This is a genomic window from Amycolatopsis sp. cmx-4-83 (assembly GCF_046548815.1).
Taxonomy (GTDB): domain Bacteria; phylum Actinomycetota; class Actinomycetes; order Mycobacteriales; family Pseudonocardiaceae; genus Amycolatopsis; species Amycolatopsis pretoriensis_A.
Genome location: NZ_JAEBEF010000003.1, coordinates 129,619 through 145,456 on the forward strand (window position 1 = coordinate 129,619; position 15,838 = coordinate 145,456).

Consider the following 15,838-nt stretch of genomic DNA (forward strand, 5'->3'; position numbering starts at 1 on the left):
CATGCACACGTCGCTGCCGGAGTTCGACATGCCCACCGAAGAGCAGGTCCACCTGGCCGCGGAGTCGTTCCGGCTGCTGGCCGACCCGACTCGCATCAAGGTGCTGTGGGCGTTGCTGCAGGGCGAGTCCTCGGTGGCCTGCCTGGCCGAACTGGCCGGCGCGGCCCCGACCGCGGTGAGCCAGCACCTGGCGAAACTGCGGCTGGCGGGCCTGGTCAAGGGCCGCCGAGAGGGAACGTTCGTCTACTACTCGGCGGCGGACGACCACGTCCGCGGCCTGCTGGCCCAGGCCCTGCACCACGCGGAGCACGTGGACCGGCAGATCCCCGCGGGCGACCACGCCCACCACCCGGCTAGCTGATCAGCGCCGGAACGCGGCCGCGAGCCTGGCGACCAGCTCCTCGGCAACGCCTCGGATCGAGTGGCGAAGGTCGGAGGTGGGGAACGCCTCTTCGGCTTCGACCCGGATGTGTTCCGGGACGTTCATCGGTAGTGGTGCACTGGTTGCCGAAATCTCGGCGATTTTCGCAATACGTGTCAGGCTGACCGGCTCCAGGGCGATCGCCGGAGCAAACCTACCCGGAAGGGGGAGGTCGATCTCGAGCAGCGTGTGCAGTCGATCAGCGATCTGCGCCGCCAGGTGCTCCCGGTCGAGGATCCAGCCTATGTTCGCTGCCGGGAGGCCGAACCAGCAGGTGCGCTGGCCGCCCCGTAGTACTGCGAGTCCGCTTTCCCCGGATCGCCAATCCTCGGAGACCGCCCGCGCGGACTCGTCCGAGGAGATGGCGGAGACCGACTGGGTCTGAGTGAAAAGCCGCCGAGAACGACCCAGCGCCACCAAACCTTCGCTGACCCGCTCGAGTTGAAGAACACCGAAACGTGCGACTCGCTCTGCGGGGACCAAATGAACCTCGACGAGTGGACTCTGGGACTGACGGCCGCGCCGCAGCAGGTCCGCGCGCCACACGACCGGAAATTCCTCGAGCAAGGCTGTTCGATTTCGTTCCGGCGCTGGGGTCGCGACCGCTGCGCCGGCACCGGACAGCGGCGGAAGGACCGGAAGCGGACCGAGCGGAGGAAGGGGGTGACGGGGTTGCCGCGTGATGTGCCGGAGCAGGCTGTCGGCTCCTTCCGGCGTGAACGAGGTGACCGGGTAGTGATCATTCGTGTGGGCTGAGAGGAACTGGGGGATCTCGTGGACGCTGTGGCCCGGGAGGATCACCGGGAGCAACTTGCGCGTCCAGTCCTGTCGGTCGCCTTGGAGCAGATTGCGCAGCGTGGCCGCTTCGGCTTGGCCACCGAGGTTGCGATCATTCGGGCCGTACCCGTCGCCCACCCGCTGATAGCCTTCCGACGCCACGACGATCACGAAGTCGGACTCGAGGATGTTCTTCGTTGCCCAAGCTTGCCAGTCTTGTCTCTGGTCGCTGGCCCATTGGTCGAGGATGACATCGATACCCTGTTCGGACCTGAGGAAGGTCGAGAACTCCCGGACTGCGTCGCAGTGCTGAGGGCTGTCGTGGATGTAGGAAACAAAGGCCTTGGGGTGCTCACGCGACGTCATCGGCGACCTCTTCGCCCGGGCCGCGACAGCGGCGTCATTGGGCGGAAGACTAGCAACGACGTTGTTTTTCAGTGCGAAGGGGTGTGCACACATTCAGTGACAAATGTATCCACTGCTCGGGCTAGCTGATCGGCTCCTGCAGCTCCGTCACCCAGCCCGCCGGGTCCGCCGGGCAGTCCAGGTACAACTCCCGCTGCGCCCCCGCCGAAGCCGACCCGTGGTCGGCGATCCACCGCACCACCGCCTGCCAGCTCGGCAGCACCCCGTCGATCGCGCCGCGGTGGACCAGGGTCGCCGCGCGGGTGGCCGGCAGGTCCGCCACCGCGAGGCCGTTCAGGTCGCCCGGGCCGATCGACGCCGGGAGGGCCGCGTGCACCACGACCTCGTCCTCCGCGCGCTGCTCGTAGTAACACGTCAGCCGCCCGGCCGGTGTCACGTCCGCAGTGGACAGCCGGCGGCCCAGTTCCGCGCACAGCGGGCGGACGACCGGGCCGATCGACTCCGGCGCGAACCCCGCCGCGACGCCGGTCAGCTCGACGACCCGCAGCGCCGGCAGCTGCTTGACCACGACGTCGGGCGCGTGGCCTTCGTCTTCGATGGTCCGCAGCCGGGCCTCGACCTGCGCGAGCCGCGCCGCGCCCTCGGCCAGCGCGGTTTCCAGCTCCGCGCGCCGCAGCGCGAGCATGCCGCGCACCTGCTCGGCCGTGACCTCGTCGGCGAGCAGCGTCGCCACCTGCTCCAGCGTGAAGCCGAGGTCCTTCAGCGCGACGATCCGGTTGAGCCGCGCCAGCTGGCCCGCGGTGTAGCTGCGGTACCCGGTCGCGGGGTCGACGCGGGCCGGGCGCAGCAGCCCGAGCGCGTCGTAGTGGCGCAGCATCCGCACCGAAACCCGGCCGTGGCGGGCGAAGTCGCCGATCGAGAACACCGCCCGATCATTCCCCAGGCGCGGCGAACCCGCCGACGACGGCCGCGGCGAGTTCCGCGAACGTGATCGCGGTGCCGTCCTCGTGCGCGGGCCCGATCACCTGCAGTCCCACCGGCAGCGTGCCGCCCGCCGGTGCGCTCACCGCCGGCAGCCCGGGCAGCGACGCCTGCGCGATCCAGAACCCCTGGTCGGCGTAGCGGTCGCCGAGGTCGCGGAACGCCGTCGTGAAGACCGCCGGGCAGAGGAAGACGTCGACGTCCCGGAAGTACCGCTCCCACGCCGCCGTGTAGGCCAGCCGCCGCCGCTCCTGCTCGTCGGCGCCGGGGAGGTCGCCGTGCGCGAAGAACAACTCGACCTGGAACCCGAACGCCTCGCCCTGGCCGGCCGGATCCACGCCGTCCGGCCAGCCTTCGCGGACGTCCACGCCGGCGCGGGCGAGCGCATCGACGGCGTCCGAAAGGGCCTCGCCCACCTCGCCGGTGACCGGGCAGGCCGGGTCGTCGAGGACCACGCCGGCGCGGAAGCCCGCGAGCCGGTCCCGGCGCGACGGCTTGAGCGGCCGGGCCGCCGTCAAGCCGAGCGCGAGCCGCAGATCGGCGGCCGACCTGGCGAGCGGTCCGACCGCGGACGGGAACTCGCGGCTCAGCGCGACCGTCGCTCCCGGTGGCTGGAACCCTTGCAGCGGAACGGTTCCCGCGGTCGGCTTGAGTCCGTAGACGCCGCAGTAGGCCGCCGGGATCCGGATCGAGCCCGCCAGGTCCGAGCCGTAGTCCAAAAAGGACAACCCGGCGGCCAGTGCCGCCGCCGCGCCACCGCTCGAGCCGCCGGGCGTGCGGGTGCGGTCCCAGGGGTTGAGCGTCCGCCCGTAGACCGGGTTCGCGGTCTGCCCGAAGTCGGCGAGCATGTGGTGCGCGTTGGTCTTGCCCACGACGATCGCGCCCGCGGCCCGCAGCCGTTCGACGACCACCGCGTCCCGGTCCGCGCGGTGACCGGCGAACGCGGGCTCGCCCCACGTCGTCGGCAGCCCGGCCACGTCGAAGGCCTCCTTGACGGTGATCGGCACACCGTGCAGGGGCCCGGTGGCGGTACTCCGATCGGCCGCCGTCGCCGCCTCGAGCGCGGGCTCGCGATCGGTGACGACGACGGCGTTGAGGTCGGTGGCGTCGATGCGGGCGAGCAGCTGCCCGGTGAGCTCGCGGGAAGAAAGCGCGCCGCGGCGGATGCCGTCGGCCACCTCGGTGGCGCTGCGGAAGAACGTCATGGGTCCGGGATAGGACCTGACACGGTGTCAGGGTCAAGGCTTCGGGGTAGTTGGCAGGTGATCGCCGTCCGAACCGCGGACGGCGCGTGGCGGAGGGAACCCGATGCCGATCGCAGCGAGCGCGCCCCCGGTGACACCCGAACCGGTCCGGCCCGACCCCGACCTCCCGGCGCCCGGGGCGGAGCCGTCGCCGGTGCTGCCCGATCCGGAGCCCGGCGTCCCGGTGCCCGACCCGGTGCCGCCCGAGACGGAACCGGGCCCCGATCGAACCTGAAACCCAGATCATATGAGAGTCATATGAAATGGTGTACGGTCGGAGCATGACAACAGCGCAGAGCTACCGCCGGATGGTCAACGCCGGCAACAAGATCGTGGTGGGGCTGCAGCGGCTCGGCGTCGCGTTCGGCCCGATGCAGCTGCTCACCGTGCCGGGGCGGCGCACCGGCGTCCCGCGCACGTTCCCCATCGCGGTGCTCCCCATCGACGGGCACCGCTACATCGTCCAGGCCTACCCGAAGGCGGCGTGGGTGGCGAACGTCCGGGCCGCGGGGGAGGTCACGCTCACCCGCGGCCGCCGGACGTCCGCGGCGCGGCTGGCCGAGCTGCCGGTCGAGGAGCGGCGTCCCGTCCTGCGCAAGCTGGTCGAGACGAGCCCGCCGAGCGTGGGCAAGCGGTTCGTGACGACCGGGCTCGCGGAGGCGTCGACGCCCGACGGCGTCGCCGCGGCTGCGGACCGCATCGCGGTCTTCCGCGTCGAAGCGGCCTAACGCCGTTCCAGCTCGCGCAGCAGCTGGGCGGCGGCTTCACGCGCGGCCGCGCCGGGACGGATCACGCGTTCGCCGTCGGGCTGCGTCGCCGGCGCCCCGGCGAGCTGCTCCACCAGCGCGACGGCGAGTTCGCGCACCTTGACGTTCGACGTCTGGCTGGCCTGCCGCAGCGTGGTCCAGGCTTCGCCGGGGTCGCACCGCCGCAGGGCGATGACGATGCCCTTGGCCTCCTCGAGCGCGGCCCGCGACTGCAGGAGGTCCAGCATCTGCGTCATCCGGTCCGGCTGAGCGGCCTCGGTGACGACGAACGCCATCGCGGCGAGCCGTTCGTGGCGCCGCAGGACGTCCAGCGTCTCGTTGGTGGCCGGGCGGTCGAGCGTCACGGACAGCACCAGCGTGCCTTCGGCGTCCCAGGCGACGGGCAGTGCCGCGACGCCGAAGACCCGCGACAAGTCCGCGGCCGAGCCGGGGTCCTGCTCGATCAGCCCGCTCAGGGTGAGCGACGGCCAGCGTTCGTCGGCGCAGACGTCGGCGGTCACGACCGGGAGGCCGGTGCGCCCGGCGGTGGTGACCGGGTCGCCGAAGCCGTGGAGCTGCGCGGGCACCAACACCCCGTGCGCCGCGGCGATCCGGGGCCGTTCGCCGTGGTGGTGCACCGACACCGCCGCGCCGAGCGCGCCCGGCACGTCGGCGGCGATCCGTTCCAGGAGTTCTTCGAGCAGAGCGGTCGCCGGGACTCGCTCGCCCGTCGTCGTTGGGGGACGCAACGCTACCCTCCGCGAAGGGGTCGAACCTCGGTCGAGAATGTCTTACCATGTCGTCTCAGTGACGACAAGAAGAGGGTCGTCGGAAGGATGACGCCATGGACGACGATCCCGCCGCCGCGGCACGCCGGATCCACGACGTGGTCGCGGCCGCCCGAGCGGGCACCGCGGACCAGGACCGGTTGCTGGCCGCACTGACCGGCCTGCGCCTGCTGCGCGAGGAACTGTCCGGCTGGGAACCGGAGTTGATCACGGCGGCCAGAGGAGCGGGCGCGAGCTGGGTGGCGCTGGCCCCGGCCCTGGGCGTGGCGAGCCGCCAGGCCGCGGAACGGCGTTATCTGCGGCTGCAGCCGTCGAACACGGGCGAGCGGACGGGCGAAGCCCGGGTCGGCGCGGAACGCGACCGCCGCGCGGGCGACCGAGCGGTGGCCGACTGGGCCCGCCGCAACTCGGCGGGCTTGCGCCGTTTGGCGGGCCAGGTCAGCGCGTTGCCCGGCTTGGACCCGGCGGCCCAGGAAACGGCGGACCGCCTCGGTGCGGCACTGGGCGACGACGACCCGGCGACACTCCTGTCACCCCTGGCCGCGGCCCGGCCCCACTTGGCCGCGGGGCACGCGGGACTGGCGGAGCAGGTGGGGGAGATTTCGGAGCGCACGGACCAGCTGCGCCGCGACGCCGTCGGGCATCGCCGAGCCCGCGAGTGAGCGCGGCCGGCGGCTGGGGACTCGCCCGCCGGCCCAGCCGCGCGGTCCGCGGGCCGAGTCCGCCCGGCTGCTCGGTCCGCAGGCCGAGTCCGCCCAGCCGCGCCGTCCGGCGGCCGAGTCCGCTCAGCCGCTCGGTCCGGCAGGCCCCCGCCAGGAATGCCGCCCGCCGCTTCCCGTGAAGCTCACCTGGCCGCCTGCCGAGCGGCCACCTTGATCGTCTCGCAGGCTCGCTCGTGTCTGAGACCGCGCCCGAACGGGTACCAGCGACGCATGGACGACACCCCCGACCGCACGGAAACCCGCGCCGAGCTGCTGCCCGAAGAGCAGGCCGTCGAGAGCGAGGACCCCGAAGGCCAGGCCCGCGAGGTCCTGCGCGACTCCGACCGCCGGACCGAGCAGCCGGAGCCCACCATGCGCCGCCGCCCGGAAGAGACGGCCTAGACCGGCACCGGCTCCGCTGTCCGTGACTCCCCACGCAGCGCCAGCACCGCACCCAGCCCGAGCGCGGCCACCACGGCGAAGAAGTAGAACCCCCACGGGTACGCGACGCCCGCGGTGACCAGCGCGCCGGTCACGAACGGGCCCAGGATCGAGCCCAGCCGCCCGACCGCCGACGTCAGCCCGAGCGCCGTGCCCCGCAGCCGCGCCGGGAACACCTGGGCCACGTACCCGTAGATCAGCACTTGCGCGGAGAACACGAACACGCCGGTCAGCAGCACGACCGCGTTCAGCAGGAAAGCGTTCCCGATGCGCAGGCTCAGCGCCGCCAGCAGCACGGCACCCGCGCCGAACCAGATCCGCGCGATCGGCCGGATGCCGAAGCGGTCGGCGATTGTGCCCGCCAGCACCAGCCCGAGCACCGCGCCGATGTTGAGCACCAGCAACAACGTGATCGACGTCGAGATCGGGTACCCCGCGGTCCGCATCAGCTGCGGCAGCCACGTGTTGAGCCCGTAGACCAGCAGCAGCCCCATGAACGACCCGGCCCAGACCGCGATGCTGACCCGCCGGAACCGCGAACCCAGCAGGTCGCGCAGCCCCACCCGCTCGGCCGCCGCGTCCTCGCGCGAAGCCAGGTAGGCCGCGGATTCCGGCAGCTTCCACCACATCAGCGGCACGGCCAGCAGGCCGACGATCCCGCCGCCGTAGAACAGCAGGTGCCAGTCGTCCTTCGCGTACAGCGCCAGGATCGACGTCAGCACCGCCCCGACGTGGTAGCCGGTCATCGTGAACGTGCTCGCGCTGGCGCGCCGCCGGGCGGGCAGGTTCTCCGACATCACCGTCAGCGCCACCGGCATGCACGCGCCGAGCCCCAGACCGGCGACGAACCGGAAGATCCCGAACGTCGCCACGTTCGGCGCGATCGGCGTCAGCAGGGTGAACAGCGAAAAGAGCAGCACCGAGCCGATCAGCATGCCGCGGCGGCCGAACCGGTCGGTGAGCGGGCCGAGGCAGGCCGCGCCGACGGCCACGCCGATCAGCGACACCGTCGCGACCAGCGTCGCGCCGGCCGCGGTGAAGCCGAGGTAGCCGCTCTTGAGCAGCGTCGGGATGGTGGCGCCGAGCGCGACCAGGTCGTAGCCCTCGAGCAGGACGGTCAGCCAGCAGAGGACCGCCGTCCACACCGGACGGACGGGAGACGTCGTCATTGCCGTGCTCCTTAGAAGGGGTAGCCCGCGATGTCCGCGCGGACGGTCAGCCACTGGGTTTCGGTGAAGGCCTCGATGTTGGCCTTGGCCCCGCCGAAGCGGGAGCCGTTGCCGGAGTCGCCGACGCCGCCGAACGGGGCGGTGGGCTCGTCGCCGACGGTCTGCTCGTTGATGTGCACCTTGCCCGAGCGGACCTCGTCGGCCAGCGTCATAGCGGTGCCGACGTCGCCGAGGATGCCGACCGACAGCCCGTATTCGGACGCGTTGACCAGCCGCGCGGCCTCGTCGAGATCGCGGTAGGCGCGCACCGGCGCCACCGGGCCGAAGATCTCCTCGCGCCACGCCGGACTGTCGTCCGAGAGTCCGAAGAGGACGGTCGGCGGGTAGTACGGCGCATCCGCCTTGCCACCGGCCACGACGCGGGCACCCGCCGCCACGCTCCGGTCGACGACGTCGGTGACGTGCGCGAGCTGCCGGTCGTCGATGATCGGGCCCAGTGCGACCTCGCCGGTGGCCGGGTTCCCGACCGGCAGCCGCCGCGCCTTCTCCGCCAGCGCCTCGACGTATTCGTCCACTTGGGACTCGTGCACGAGGTGGCGCCCGGTCGTCATGCAGATCTGGCCCTGGTGCAGGAACGAACCGAACGCGCCCGCCGAGGCGGCCTTGGCGACGTCGGCGCCCGGCAGCACGACGAGCGCGTTGTTCCCGCCCAGCTCCAGGTGCACGCGCTTGAGCGAGCGCGCGGCGGCCTCGCCGACCCTCCGCCCGGCCGCGGTGGACCCGGTGAACGACACGACCGAAACCTCGGGCGCGTCGACGACCGCGGCGCCGACGGCGGCGTCACCGGGCAGCAGGTGCAGCAGCCCTTCCGGCAGCCCGGCCGCCTCGAAGATCCGCACGATGCTCACGCCGCCGGACACCGCGGTCCGCAGGTCCGGCTTGAGCAGCACGGCGTTGCCGAGCGCCAGTGCGGGCGCGACCGAGCGGATCGCCAGGATCAGCGGGAAGTTGAACGGCGAAATCACCGAAACCACGCCGCACGGCTGACGTCGCGCCAGCGACCAGCGCGGTTCGCCGGTGCTCAGCACCTCCCCGAGCGGGTGCGTGGGCAGCGCCGCGGCCTCGAAGCAGATCCCGGCCGCCATCTCGGTTTCGATCCCGGCTTTCGGCCGCGTAGAACCGGCTTCGCGGACGATCCAGTCCTGCACCTCGGCGGCGTGCGCCTCCCACAGCTCACCGGCGCGGCGCAGCACCGCGGCGCGCTCGGCGGGCTTGCGCCGCGCCCAGTCGCGCTGGGCCTTCGCCGCCGTGGCCGCGGCCGCCGCGACGTCCGACGGCGTCGCGATGCCCACGCCGCCGAGGATTTCCCCGGTGGCCGGTTCGACGACCTGGTGCGTGCCGCCGCTGCCGCGGCGGAACTCGTGCTCGAACAACGTCATGATCACTCCGGTGTGGTCGGTTCGGTGTCGACCTGGATCAGCCGCGGGCCGTCCGGGGTCGACTTGAGCTCCTCGTGCAGGTCGCCGAGGTCCCCGACGGTGGTGGCGGGGACGCCGTAGCCGGCCGCGATGGCGGTGAAGTCCAGGCCCGGGATCTCCGTGCCCGGCACGTCCGGCGTGCCGAGCAGCTCACCGAACCACCGCAGGGCGCCGTAAACGCCGTTGCGCAAGATCACGAACGTCACCGGGACGCGGTAGTGCGCCGCGCTCCACAACGCCGTGATGCCGTAGTTCGCCGAGCCGTCGCCGATGACGCCGACGACCGGCCGGTCCGGGCTGCCCATGGCGACGCCGACCGCGGCGGGCAGGCCGAACCCGAGCCCGCCGGCGGCCGGGAAGAAGTACGAACCCTCGCGGCGCAGGTCCATTTGCCGCCACCAGGCCGAATTCGTCGACGTCGATTCGACGACGTACCGGGTGTCGTCGGCCTGGGTCTCGCGCAGGGCAGCGAAAACCTGTTCCGGGTGCAGGGCTTTCGCGCCGGTCTTGGGCTCCGGGTTCGCGACGAACTCGCCGGTCGAGGCTCGCGCGGGCACCCGCGCGAGCAGGGCCTCGAGCACCGGCGCCGGGTCCGCCACGAGCGCCTCGCCCATCGGCGCGCGGGCCGCGGCACCGAAGTCGTCGGTCACCTGGATCAGCCGCGTGCCCTCGGGCAGGTACGCGCCGGGCACGTGCTGGTGGTAGCGGAACACCGATGCGCCGAGCACGAGCACGAGGTCGTGGCCGGTGAACGCGGCCGAAATCGGGGCGATGCCGGCCGGCAGCACACCGCGGAACAGCGGGTGCCGGTTGGGGAAGGGCAGCCGGTGCGGCGACGGCGCCACCCACGTCGGCAGCCCGAGGTGCTCGGCGAGGGCGACGGCGCGGTCGAACAGCCCGGTGGCGTCGACGTCGCCGCCCAGCACCAGCGCGGGGTTCTTCGCCGCGGCCACGGTCGCGGCGAGCTCGTCGAGCTGGGCCTCCGACGGCGTGAGTCCTCTTCGGACGTTCCGGTCCAGCGTCACGGCCGCGTTCGGCGACAGCTCGGCGGCCCAGTCGTCGTAGGGGACCGAGAGGTAGGTCGGGCGCCGGTGCAGTTCGGCCTCGAACACGGCCTGCGCCAGCGAGCGGGGGACGTCGTCCGCGCAGCTCGGCTCGCCGGCCCAGCCGACCAGGGGCCGCATCAGCTGGGTGGCGTCGACGTTGGCGAGCATCGCCTCCAGGCCGATGGCCGACCGGACCTGCTGGCCGGCGGTCAGCACCAGGGGCGAGCGCGAGTAAACGGCGTTGGTCAGCGCGCCCATCGCGTTGCCCGAGCCGGCGGCGGCGTGCAGGTTGACCAGCACCGGACGGCCGGTCGCCTGGGCGTAGCCGTCAGCCATCCCGACGACGGCGCCTTCGTGCAGGCCGAGGACGTACCGGAAGTTCCCCGGCAGCTCGGCGAGGAACGGCAGCTCGTTGGAGCCGGGGTTGCCGAAGATCGTGGTCAGGCCACGGCGGTCCAGGAACTCGTGGGCGAGCCGGCGGGCGGTGGGCATGGCGCGGGTCCTCCTCGGGCGGGGTTGGACCAGACCCTAGGGAGCCCACCGGCCTGTGCTCCAATAAATGTTGTCACGTGGGTTCATAGATGGGATCGATGATGCGGGACTTCGACCTCAACCTGGTCCGGACGTTCGTGCTGCTCTACGAGACCCGCAGCGTGACCGCGACGGCGGAGTCCCTGCACGTCACGCAGCCGACGATCAGCTACAGCCTGCAGAAGCTGCGGCGCCGGTTCTCCGACGAGCTGTTCCGCCGCGGCGGCAGCGGCCTGGTGCCGACGACGACCGCCCGCGCGCTCTACGAGCCGCTGCACAGCGCGCTGTCGGGCATCGAAACGGCGGTCAGCGGCGCCTGGTCGTTCGACCCCTCGACCGCGCGGGCGGCGTTCACGCTGTGCCTGTCGGACCTGGGGGAGATCTCGCTGCTGCCCCGGCTGATGGCCGCGCTGCCTTCGCGAGCGCCCGGCGTGACGCTGACGGTCCGCCCCCTCGACGTCGACCGCGCCGCCGACCAGCTCGGCCGCGGCGAGATCGACGCGTTCATCGCGTCCCCGCTGATCAGCTCCCAGCGCGTGGCGCGGATCCCGCTGTTCTCCGAGGGCTACCTGGGGATGGTGGCGCTGGACCACCCGCGCCTGGAAGCCGAGGTCGATTTCGCCGCGCTGGCGGCCGAGCGCCACGTGACGGTGTTCGGCCCGACCGGCCACGACGGCCCGCGCCGGGCCCTGGAGGCCCACGAGCTCCTGGACCGCGTGGTCCTGGAGGTGACCCGCTTCGCGGCCCTGCCGTACCTGGTCCAGGACAGCGACCTGGTGGCGATGGTCCCGCGCCTGGTGGCGGAGATGTTCGCGGGTGAGCACCGCGTCCGCCTGTTCGACCTGCCGATGGACGTCGAGCCGGCGCAGGTTTCGGTGTACACGCGGCACACGCACGCCCGCAGCCCGGCCCAGCACTGGCTTGTGACATTCATGCGCGAAGTGCTCAGCTGATTTAACACGCATTTTTCTTCGCGCCCATTTCCCGCCGAAAGATCTGGGCCGAACGTGTAGTGCTGGATGCGGAACCGATCCAGCGCTGCCTAGTGTCGATCACGGTCCTGGAACCGAACTAGGGAGGAATCCGGTGAAGCTCGTCCGGCTGGTCAAGAAAGCGCTTCCCAAGAAGAGCCTGAAGTCGTACGCCTGGTACGGCTGGATCTGATCACCCGGCCGGTCCCGGTCACCGGGACCGGCCCCTTCCCGAGGAGTCCCGGAACGTGGTCATCGCCCGCGCGTCCCGCACGGTCGTCTTCGCTCCCCGTCTCGAACAACTGCTCGCCGCGCACACCGGTGACAGCGTTTTCCGGCTCGAACCGGACACCATCGGGATCGCGGACCCGGGAACGATGGACGGCGTGCTCCGGGCTCGTCCGGCCAACGCCGAGGAACGGCCCACCTTCAAGCCGGTGCTGGGCCGCGGCGTCACCCGCACCGAGTCCGCCGCGCTGATGCAGGCGCTGGGCGCCGACGTCCGGGCGGCGTTGAAGCGCCCGGTTGACCGGCCCGATCTCACCGGCACCTGGCCGGACGTCCCGCACGACTACCTGCGCCGGTTCGTCTTCGGCCCGGAGCTGCGCCGCTTCCGCGTGCTCGTGGACCGCCGCCTGGAGCTGACGCCGAAGCTGACGTGGTCGGCGGTCACCGCGGGCGCCGCGCTGGTCCGCCCGCCGGCGCCCGGCACCCCGCTTTCCACGCTCGCGCGCCAGGTCGTGGCCGCCGACAGCCTGGCCGAGCGGCGCTTCCGGATGTACCTCTACCGCCGGGTCGCCGGGCCGATCTGCTTCACGGTGGCGGCCCTGGTCACCAGCGCGGTGTGGCTCGGCGCGCCGTTCGACGACGACGTCCCGAACGAGCACGTCATCCACGAGGCGCTGCGGCTGCTGCCGCCGTCGTGGAACATCCTGCGCGTCCGCTCGCCGGAGTTCGCCGCCGTCGACCCGCGGATCCGGGCCGGGGACGACGTCCTGCTGCTGCCGCTGCTGAGCCACCGGTCACCGGAGCTGTGGGAGGCCCCGGCCGAGTTCCGGCCCCGGCGCTGGGCCGGGCTCGACCTGGACACCCACCCGGGGTACCTGCCGTTCGGGCACGCGAACGAACGCTGCTGGGGCCGGCACCTGGTGCTGCCGCTGGCGAGCAGGCTGCTCGACGTCGTGCGCGCCGAAGGCCTGGTCCCGGACCCGCGCCGGACCCGGGCCCGCGTCGAGCTGGACGGCCTGCTGGAGCCGTCCGGCGTGCGGGTCGTCAGGCCGGGGAGCAACGGGCGCCGTTGAGGGCGAACGCGGCGGGCGCCGGGTTGCCCCGGCCGGAGGCGCCGTTGAAGCCGAAGCCGACGGTCGCGCCCGGGGCGAGGGTGGCGTTGTAGGACGCGGCGGTGATGGTGACCCGGTCGCCGGTCTGGCCGAAGTCGCCGTCCCAGCTGTGGATGACGCGCTGGCCGGCGGTGAACGTCCAGGTCAGCGTCCACGGCGAGCGCGTTTCGCCGCCCTTGTCGGTGACGGTGACGTTCGCGGTGAAGCCGTCGTTCCACTGGTCCGTGACGGAGTAGCGCACGGTGCAGAGCACGGGCTCGGCGGTGGGGGTCGGGGACGGCGGCGCCGAGGAGGTCTGCCGCAGCACGGTGGGGATCGGCGTCGGAGCCGGCTTCGGCACGGGCGTCGTCGAACGCGGGGTCGTCGTCGCGGGGGCGAGCGAGTCGGCCGCCGTCGCCGCCTGCCGTCCCGGCGAGCTTTCCGACGTCACCGCGATGAGCACGAGGCTGCCGAGCACCACCACCGCGCCGCCGGCCGCGAACACCCACCGGATCCGCTGCCCGGCCCGCTGCTGGTGCGCCGCGGCCTCGCGCGCCCGCTGCTCGAGGCGTTCGCGGTAGCCGTCCCCGGTGTCCTCCTCGCGAACCGGCGCGGCTTCGGGCTCGCGGGCGAGCGAGCGCGGGGTCGCCCCGGTCTCCCGGAGCAGCTCGGCGACCGAGATCTCGTCGTCGTCCCGCCGCCGACCCATCCGGAACCTCCCGTTCTGCGGCCCGACCGGCGAATCCTAGGAAGCCGCGGCGACCTTGTAAACCACGTGCACGCGACGTGCACGAGACGGTGATGCCGGGGGAGTTGTCTGGGGTCGTGGCCGGATCACCCGGCCGGTATCCCCAGGAGGTTTCCGATGTCCGAGAAGAAGATCATCGCCGTCGTCGGCGCGACCGGCCAGCAGGGCGGCGGGCTCGCGCGCGCCATCCTCGACGACCCGGAGCGGCGGTTCGCGCTGCGTGCGCTCACCCGCAACCCGGACTCCGAGTCCGCGCGGGCCCTCGCCGCGCGCGGCGCCGAAGTCGTCGCGGCCGACCTCGACGACGAAGCGAGCCTGACGAAGGCGTTCGAAGGCGCGTATGGCGCTTACCTCGTCACGGCGTTCTGGGAGTACAACTCCGTCGAGCGCGAACAGCACCAGGCCCGCGCGATGGCCGCGGCCGCCAAGGCCGCCGGACTGCGGCACGTGATCTGGTCGACCCTGCCCGACACCCGCCTCCACCTGCGTGACGACGACCGCGCGCCGACGCTGCACGGCCGGTACAAGGTCCCGCACTTCGACAGCAAGGCCGAGGCCGAGGCGTTCTTCGTCGAGGCCGGCGTGCCCACGACGTTCCTCTCGACGACGTTCTACTTCGAAGCCTTCCTCGACTTCTTCCGCCCGGTCCGTGACCCCGACGGCGTCGTCGCGCTGCACCTGCCGATGGCCGGCGGCCGGCTGCCGGGCATCGCGGCCGAGGACATCGGGCGCACGGCGTTCGGCGTCCTCGCCCGCGGCCCGGAGCTGGCGGGGGAGACGATCAGCATCTCCGGCGAGAACCTGACCGGCGAGGAGTACGCGGCGGCGTTCGCGAAGCAGCTCGGCACCGACGTCGCGTACCGGCCGATGGACGTCGACCAGCTGCGTGCCTCGGGTGCACCGGGCGCCGACGACCTCGCGAACATGTTCTTCTACTACGCCGAGCACGAAGCCGTGTTCGCCGGCGTGCGCGACCCCGAGGCGGTGCGGCGGCTGAACCCGCGGCTGCAGGACTTCACGACCTGGCTCGCCGGCCACCGCGACGCCTTCGGCGAGCTGTGATGGAGTTCGGGATCTTCGGGGTCGGGGACATCGCCACCGACCCCGTGACCGGCCGGGCGCCGACCGAGCACGAGCGGATCGGGCGGATGGTCGAGCTGGCCGTGCGCGCCGAGGAGGCCGGCCTCGACGTCTACGCGACGGGGGAGCACCACAACCCGCCGTTCGTGCCGTCGTCGCCGACCACGCTGCTGGGGTTCATCGCGGCGCGCACGAGCCGGATCACGCTGTCGACGTCGACGACGCTGATCACCACGAACGACCCGGTCAAGATCGCCGAGGACTACGCGATGCTGCAGCACCTCGCCGACGGCCGCGTCGACCTGATGCTCGGGCGCGGCAACACCGGCCCGGTGTACCCGTGGTTCGGCAAGGACATCCGCGACGGCATCGCACTGGCCGTGGAGAACTACGCGCTGCTGCGGCGGCTGTGGCGGGAGGAGGTCGTGGACTGGTCCGGGCGGTTCCGGACGCCGTTGCAGGGCTTCACGTCGACGCCCCGGCCGCTGGACGGGAAGCCGCCGTTCGTCTGGCACGGGTCGATCCGCAGCCCGCAGATCGCCGAACAGGCCGCGTTCTACGGCGACGGTTTCTTCCACAACAACATCTTCTGGCCGGTCGACCACACCAAGCGGATGGTCGCGTTCTACCGGGAGCGGTTCGAGCACCACGGCCACGGCCCGGCCGGCAGCGCGATCGTCGGCCTCGGCGGCCAGGTGTTCATGCGCCGCCGTTCCCAGGACGCGATCGCGGAGTTCCGCCCGTACTTCGACCATTCGCCGATCTACGGCCACGGCCCGTCGCTCGAGGAGACGATGGCCCAGACACCCCTGGCCGTCGGCAGCCCGCAGCAGGTCATCGACCGCACCATGCGTTTCCGCGAGGACTTCGGCGAGTACCGCAGGCAGTTGTTCAACATCGACGGCATGGGCCTGCCCCATTCGGCGGCGCTGGACCAGATCGACCTGCTGGGCGCGGAGGTGGTCCCGGCCCTGCGATCGTCGTCGCGCGCGGCGTGATGCGGGAATACCGGTCCGTCGCCACGGGTTCAC

At 72.5% G+C, this 15,838-nt stretch carries 18 protein-coding genes; 10 read left to right on the forward strand and 8 right to left on the reverse strand.

Annotated features, from left to right (window positions below):
* Window position 1: 1 nt before the first annotated feature.
* Entirely contained in the window at window positions 2-361 is a 360-nt protein-coding gene (locus ACLJQM_RS10210) for an ArsR/SmtB family transcription factor (RefSeq protein WP_247021902.1), read from the forward strand.
* Here ACLJQM_RS10210 and ACLJQM_RS10215 read toward each other — a convergent pair whose 3' ends face one another.
* The 3 genes from ACLJQM_RS10215 to ACLJQM_RS10225 all read right to left on the reverse strand — a co-directional run bounded on the left by ACLJQM_RS10215 (window position 362) and on the right by ACLJQM_RS10225 (window position 3,750).
* Window positions 362-1,564 carry an SEFIR domain-containing protein gene (locus ACLJQM_RS10215; protein ID WP_410630907.1) on the reverse strand — a complete coding sequence of 401 codons (1,203 nt, stop codon included), beginning with the start codon at window positions 1,562-1,564 and terminating at the stop codon, window positions 362-364.
* Between the two features lie 121 nt (window positions 1,565-1,685).
* Window positions 1,686-2,489: a MerR family transcriptional regulator gene (locus tag ACLJQM_RS10220; protein WP_410630908.1), complete on the reverse strand. Its 804-nt coding sequence runs from the start codon at window positions 2,487-2,489 to the stop codon at window positions 1,686-1,688.
* A 7-nt stretch (window positions 2,490-2,496) separates the two neighbouring features.
* Window positions 2,497-3,750 carry an amidase family protein gene (locus tag ACLJQM_RS10225; RefSeq protein WP_410630909.1) on the reverse strand — a complete coding sequence of 418 codons (1,254 nt, stop codon included), beginning with the start codon at window positions 3,748-3,750 and terminating at the stop codon, window positions 2,497-2,499.
* Between the two features lie 103 nt (window positions 3,751-3,853).
* Here ACLJQM_RS10225 and ACLJQM_RS10230 point away from each other — a divergent pair, with 103 nt between their 5' ends.
* Entirely contained in the window at window positions 3,854-4,024 is a 171-nt protein-coding gene (locus ACLJQM_RS10230) for a hypothetical protein (protein ID WP_360771559.1), read from the forward strand.
* A gap of 46 nt (window positions 4,025-4,070) precedes the next feature.
* On the forward strand, window positions 4,071-4,517 hold the full coding sequence (locus tag ACLJQM_RS10235; protein WP_247021905.1) for a nitroreductase family deazaflavin-dependent oxidoreductase: 447 nt from the start codon (window positions 4,071-4,073) through the stop codon (window positions 4,515-4,517).
* Here ACLJQM_RS10235 and ACLJQM_RS10240 read toward each other — a convergent pair.
* The gene (locus ACLJQM_RS10240) at window positions 4,514-5,284 is read right to left on the reverse strand and encodes an ANTAR domain-containing protein (protein ID WP_410630910.1); all 771 of its coding nucleotides are present in this window, start codon (window positions 5,282-5,284) and stop codon (window positions 4,514-4,516) included. The two genes, ACLJQM_RS10235 and ACLJQM_RS10240, sit on opposite strands and share 4 nt — an antisense overlap.
* A gap of 95 nt (window positions 5,285-5,379) precedes the next feature.
* On the opposite strand from ACLJQM_RS10240, the gene ACLJQM_RS10245 reads away from it, so the two are divergent.
* A complete protein-coding gene (locus tag ACLJQM_RS10245) occupies window positions 5,380-5,985 on the forward strand; it encodes an HSP18 transcriptional regulator (protein WP_360771552.1) in 606 nt (201 codons plus the stop codon).
* A gap of 270 nt (window positions 5,986-6,255) precedes the next feature.
* The gene (locus ACLJQM_RS10250) at window positions 6,256-6,426 is read left to right on the forward strand and encodes a hypothetical protein (RefSeq protein ID WP_247021908.1); all 171 of its coding nucleotides are present in this window, start codon (window positions 6,256-6,258) and stop codon (window positions 6,424-6,426) included.
* Here ACLJQM_RS10250 and ACLJQM_RS10255 read toward each other — a convergent pair.
* The 3 genes from ACLJQM_RS10255 to mdlC are packed head-to-tail and all read right to left on the reverse strand — an operon-like array spanning window position 6,423 to window position 10,650.
* Window positions 6,423-7,634 carry an MFS transporter gene (locus ACLJQM_RS10255; protein WP_360771548.1) on the reverse strand — a complete coding sequence of 404 codons (1,212 nt, stop codon included), beginning with the start codon at window positions 7,632-7,634 and terminating at the stop codon, window positions 6,423-6,425. The genes ACLJQM_RS10250 and ACLJQM_RS10255 overlap by 4 nt on opposite strands.
* Window positions 7,635-7,645: 11 nt before the next feature.
* Window positions 7,646-9,073: a benzaldehyde dehydrogenase gene (locus ACLJQM_RS10260; protein ID WP_410630911.1), complete on the reverse strand. Its 1,428-nt coding sequence runs from the start codon at window positions 9,071-9,073 to the stop codon at window positions 7,646-7,648.
* A gap of 2 nt (window positions 9,074-9,075) precedes the next feature.
* Window positions 9,076-10,650, reverse strand: a complete 1,575-nt coding sequence (mdlC, locus tag ACLJQM_RS10265) for a benzoylformate decarboxylase (RefSeq protein WP_410630912.1) — start codon at window positions 10,648-10,650, stop codon at window positions 9,076-9,078.
* 89 nt (window positions 10,651-10,739) lie between these two features.
* Between mdlC and ACLJQM_RS10270 the strand changes: the two genes are divergently transcribed.
* The 3 genes from ACLJQM_RS10270 (at window position 10,740) to ACLJQM_RS10280 (ending at window position 12,961) form a co-directional block, all read left to right on the forward strand.
* Window positions 10,740-11,642, forward strand: coding sequence for a LysR family transcriptional regulator (locus ACLJQM_RS10270; RefSeq protein WP_410630913.1), 903 nt, complete (start codon window positions 10,740-10,742; stop codon window positions 11,640-11,642).
* 133 nt (window positions 11,643-11,775) lie between these two features.
* On the forward strand, window positions 11,776-11,853 hold the full coding sequence (locus ACLJQM_RS10275) for a tryptorubin family RiPP precursor (protein WP_360772027.1): 78 nt from the start codon (window positions 11,776-11,778) through the stop codon (window positions 11,851-11,853).
* Window positions 11,854-11,908: 55 nt separating this feature from the next.
* Entirely contained in the window at window positions 11,909-12,961 is a 1,053-nt protein-coding gene (locus ACLJQM_RS10280; RefSeq protein WP_410630914.1) for a cytochrome P450, read from the forward strand.
* Here the strand turns inward: ACLJQM_RS10280 and ACLJQM_RS10285 are convergent.
* Entirely contained in the window at window positions 12,933-13,688 is a 756-nt protein-coding gene (locus tag ACLJQM_RS10285) for a cellulose binding domain-containing protein (protein WP_410630915.1), read from the reverse strand. The genes ACLJQM_RS10280 and ACLJQM_RS10285 overlap by 29 nt on opposite strands.
* Window positions 13,689-13,844: 156 nt before the next feature.
* Here ACLJQM_RS10285 and ACLJQM_RS10290 point away from each other — a divergent pair, with 156 nt between their 5' ends.
* On the forward strand, window positions 13,845-14,789 hold the full coding sequence (locus ACLJQM_RS10290) for an NmrA/HSCARG family protein (RefSeq protein ID WP_410630917.1): 945 nt from the start codon (window positions 13,845-13,847) through the stop codon (window positions 14,787-14,789).
* Window positions 14,789-15,805 (forward strand): CE1758 family FMN-dependent luciferase-like monooxygenase, encoded by a 1,017-nt coding sequence (locus tag ACLJQM_RS10295; RefSeq protein WP_247021915.1) that lies wholly within the window; start codon window positions 14,789-14,791, stop codon window positions 15,803-15,805. Before ACLJQM_RS10290 ends, ACLJQM_RS10295 begins: the two co-directional genes overlap by 1 nt.
* Window positions 15,806-15,838: the final 33 nt, after the last annotated feature.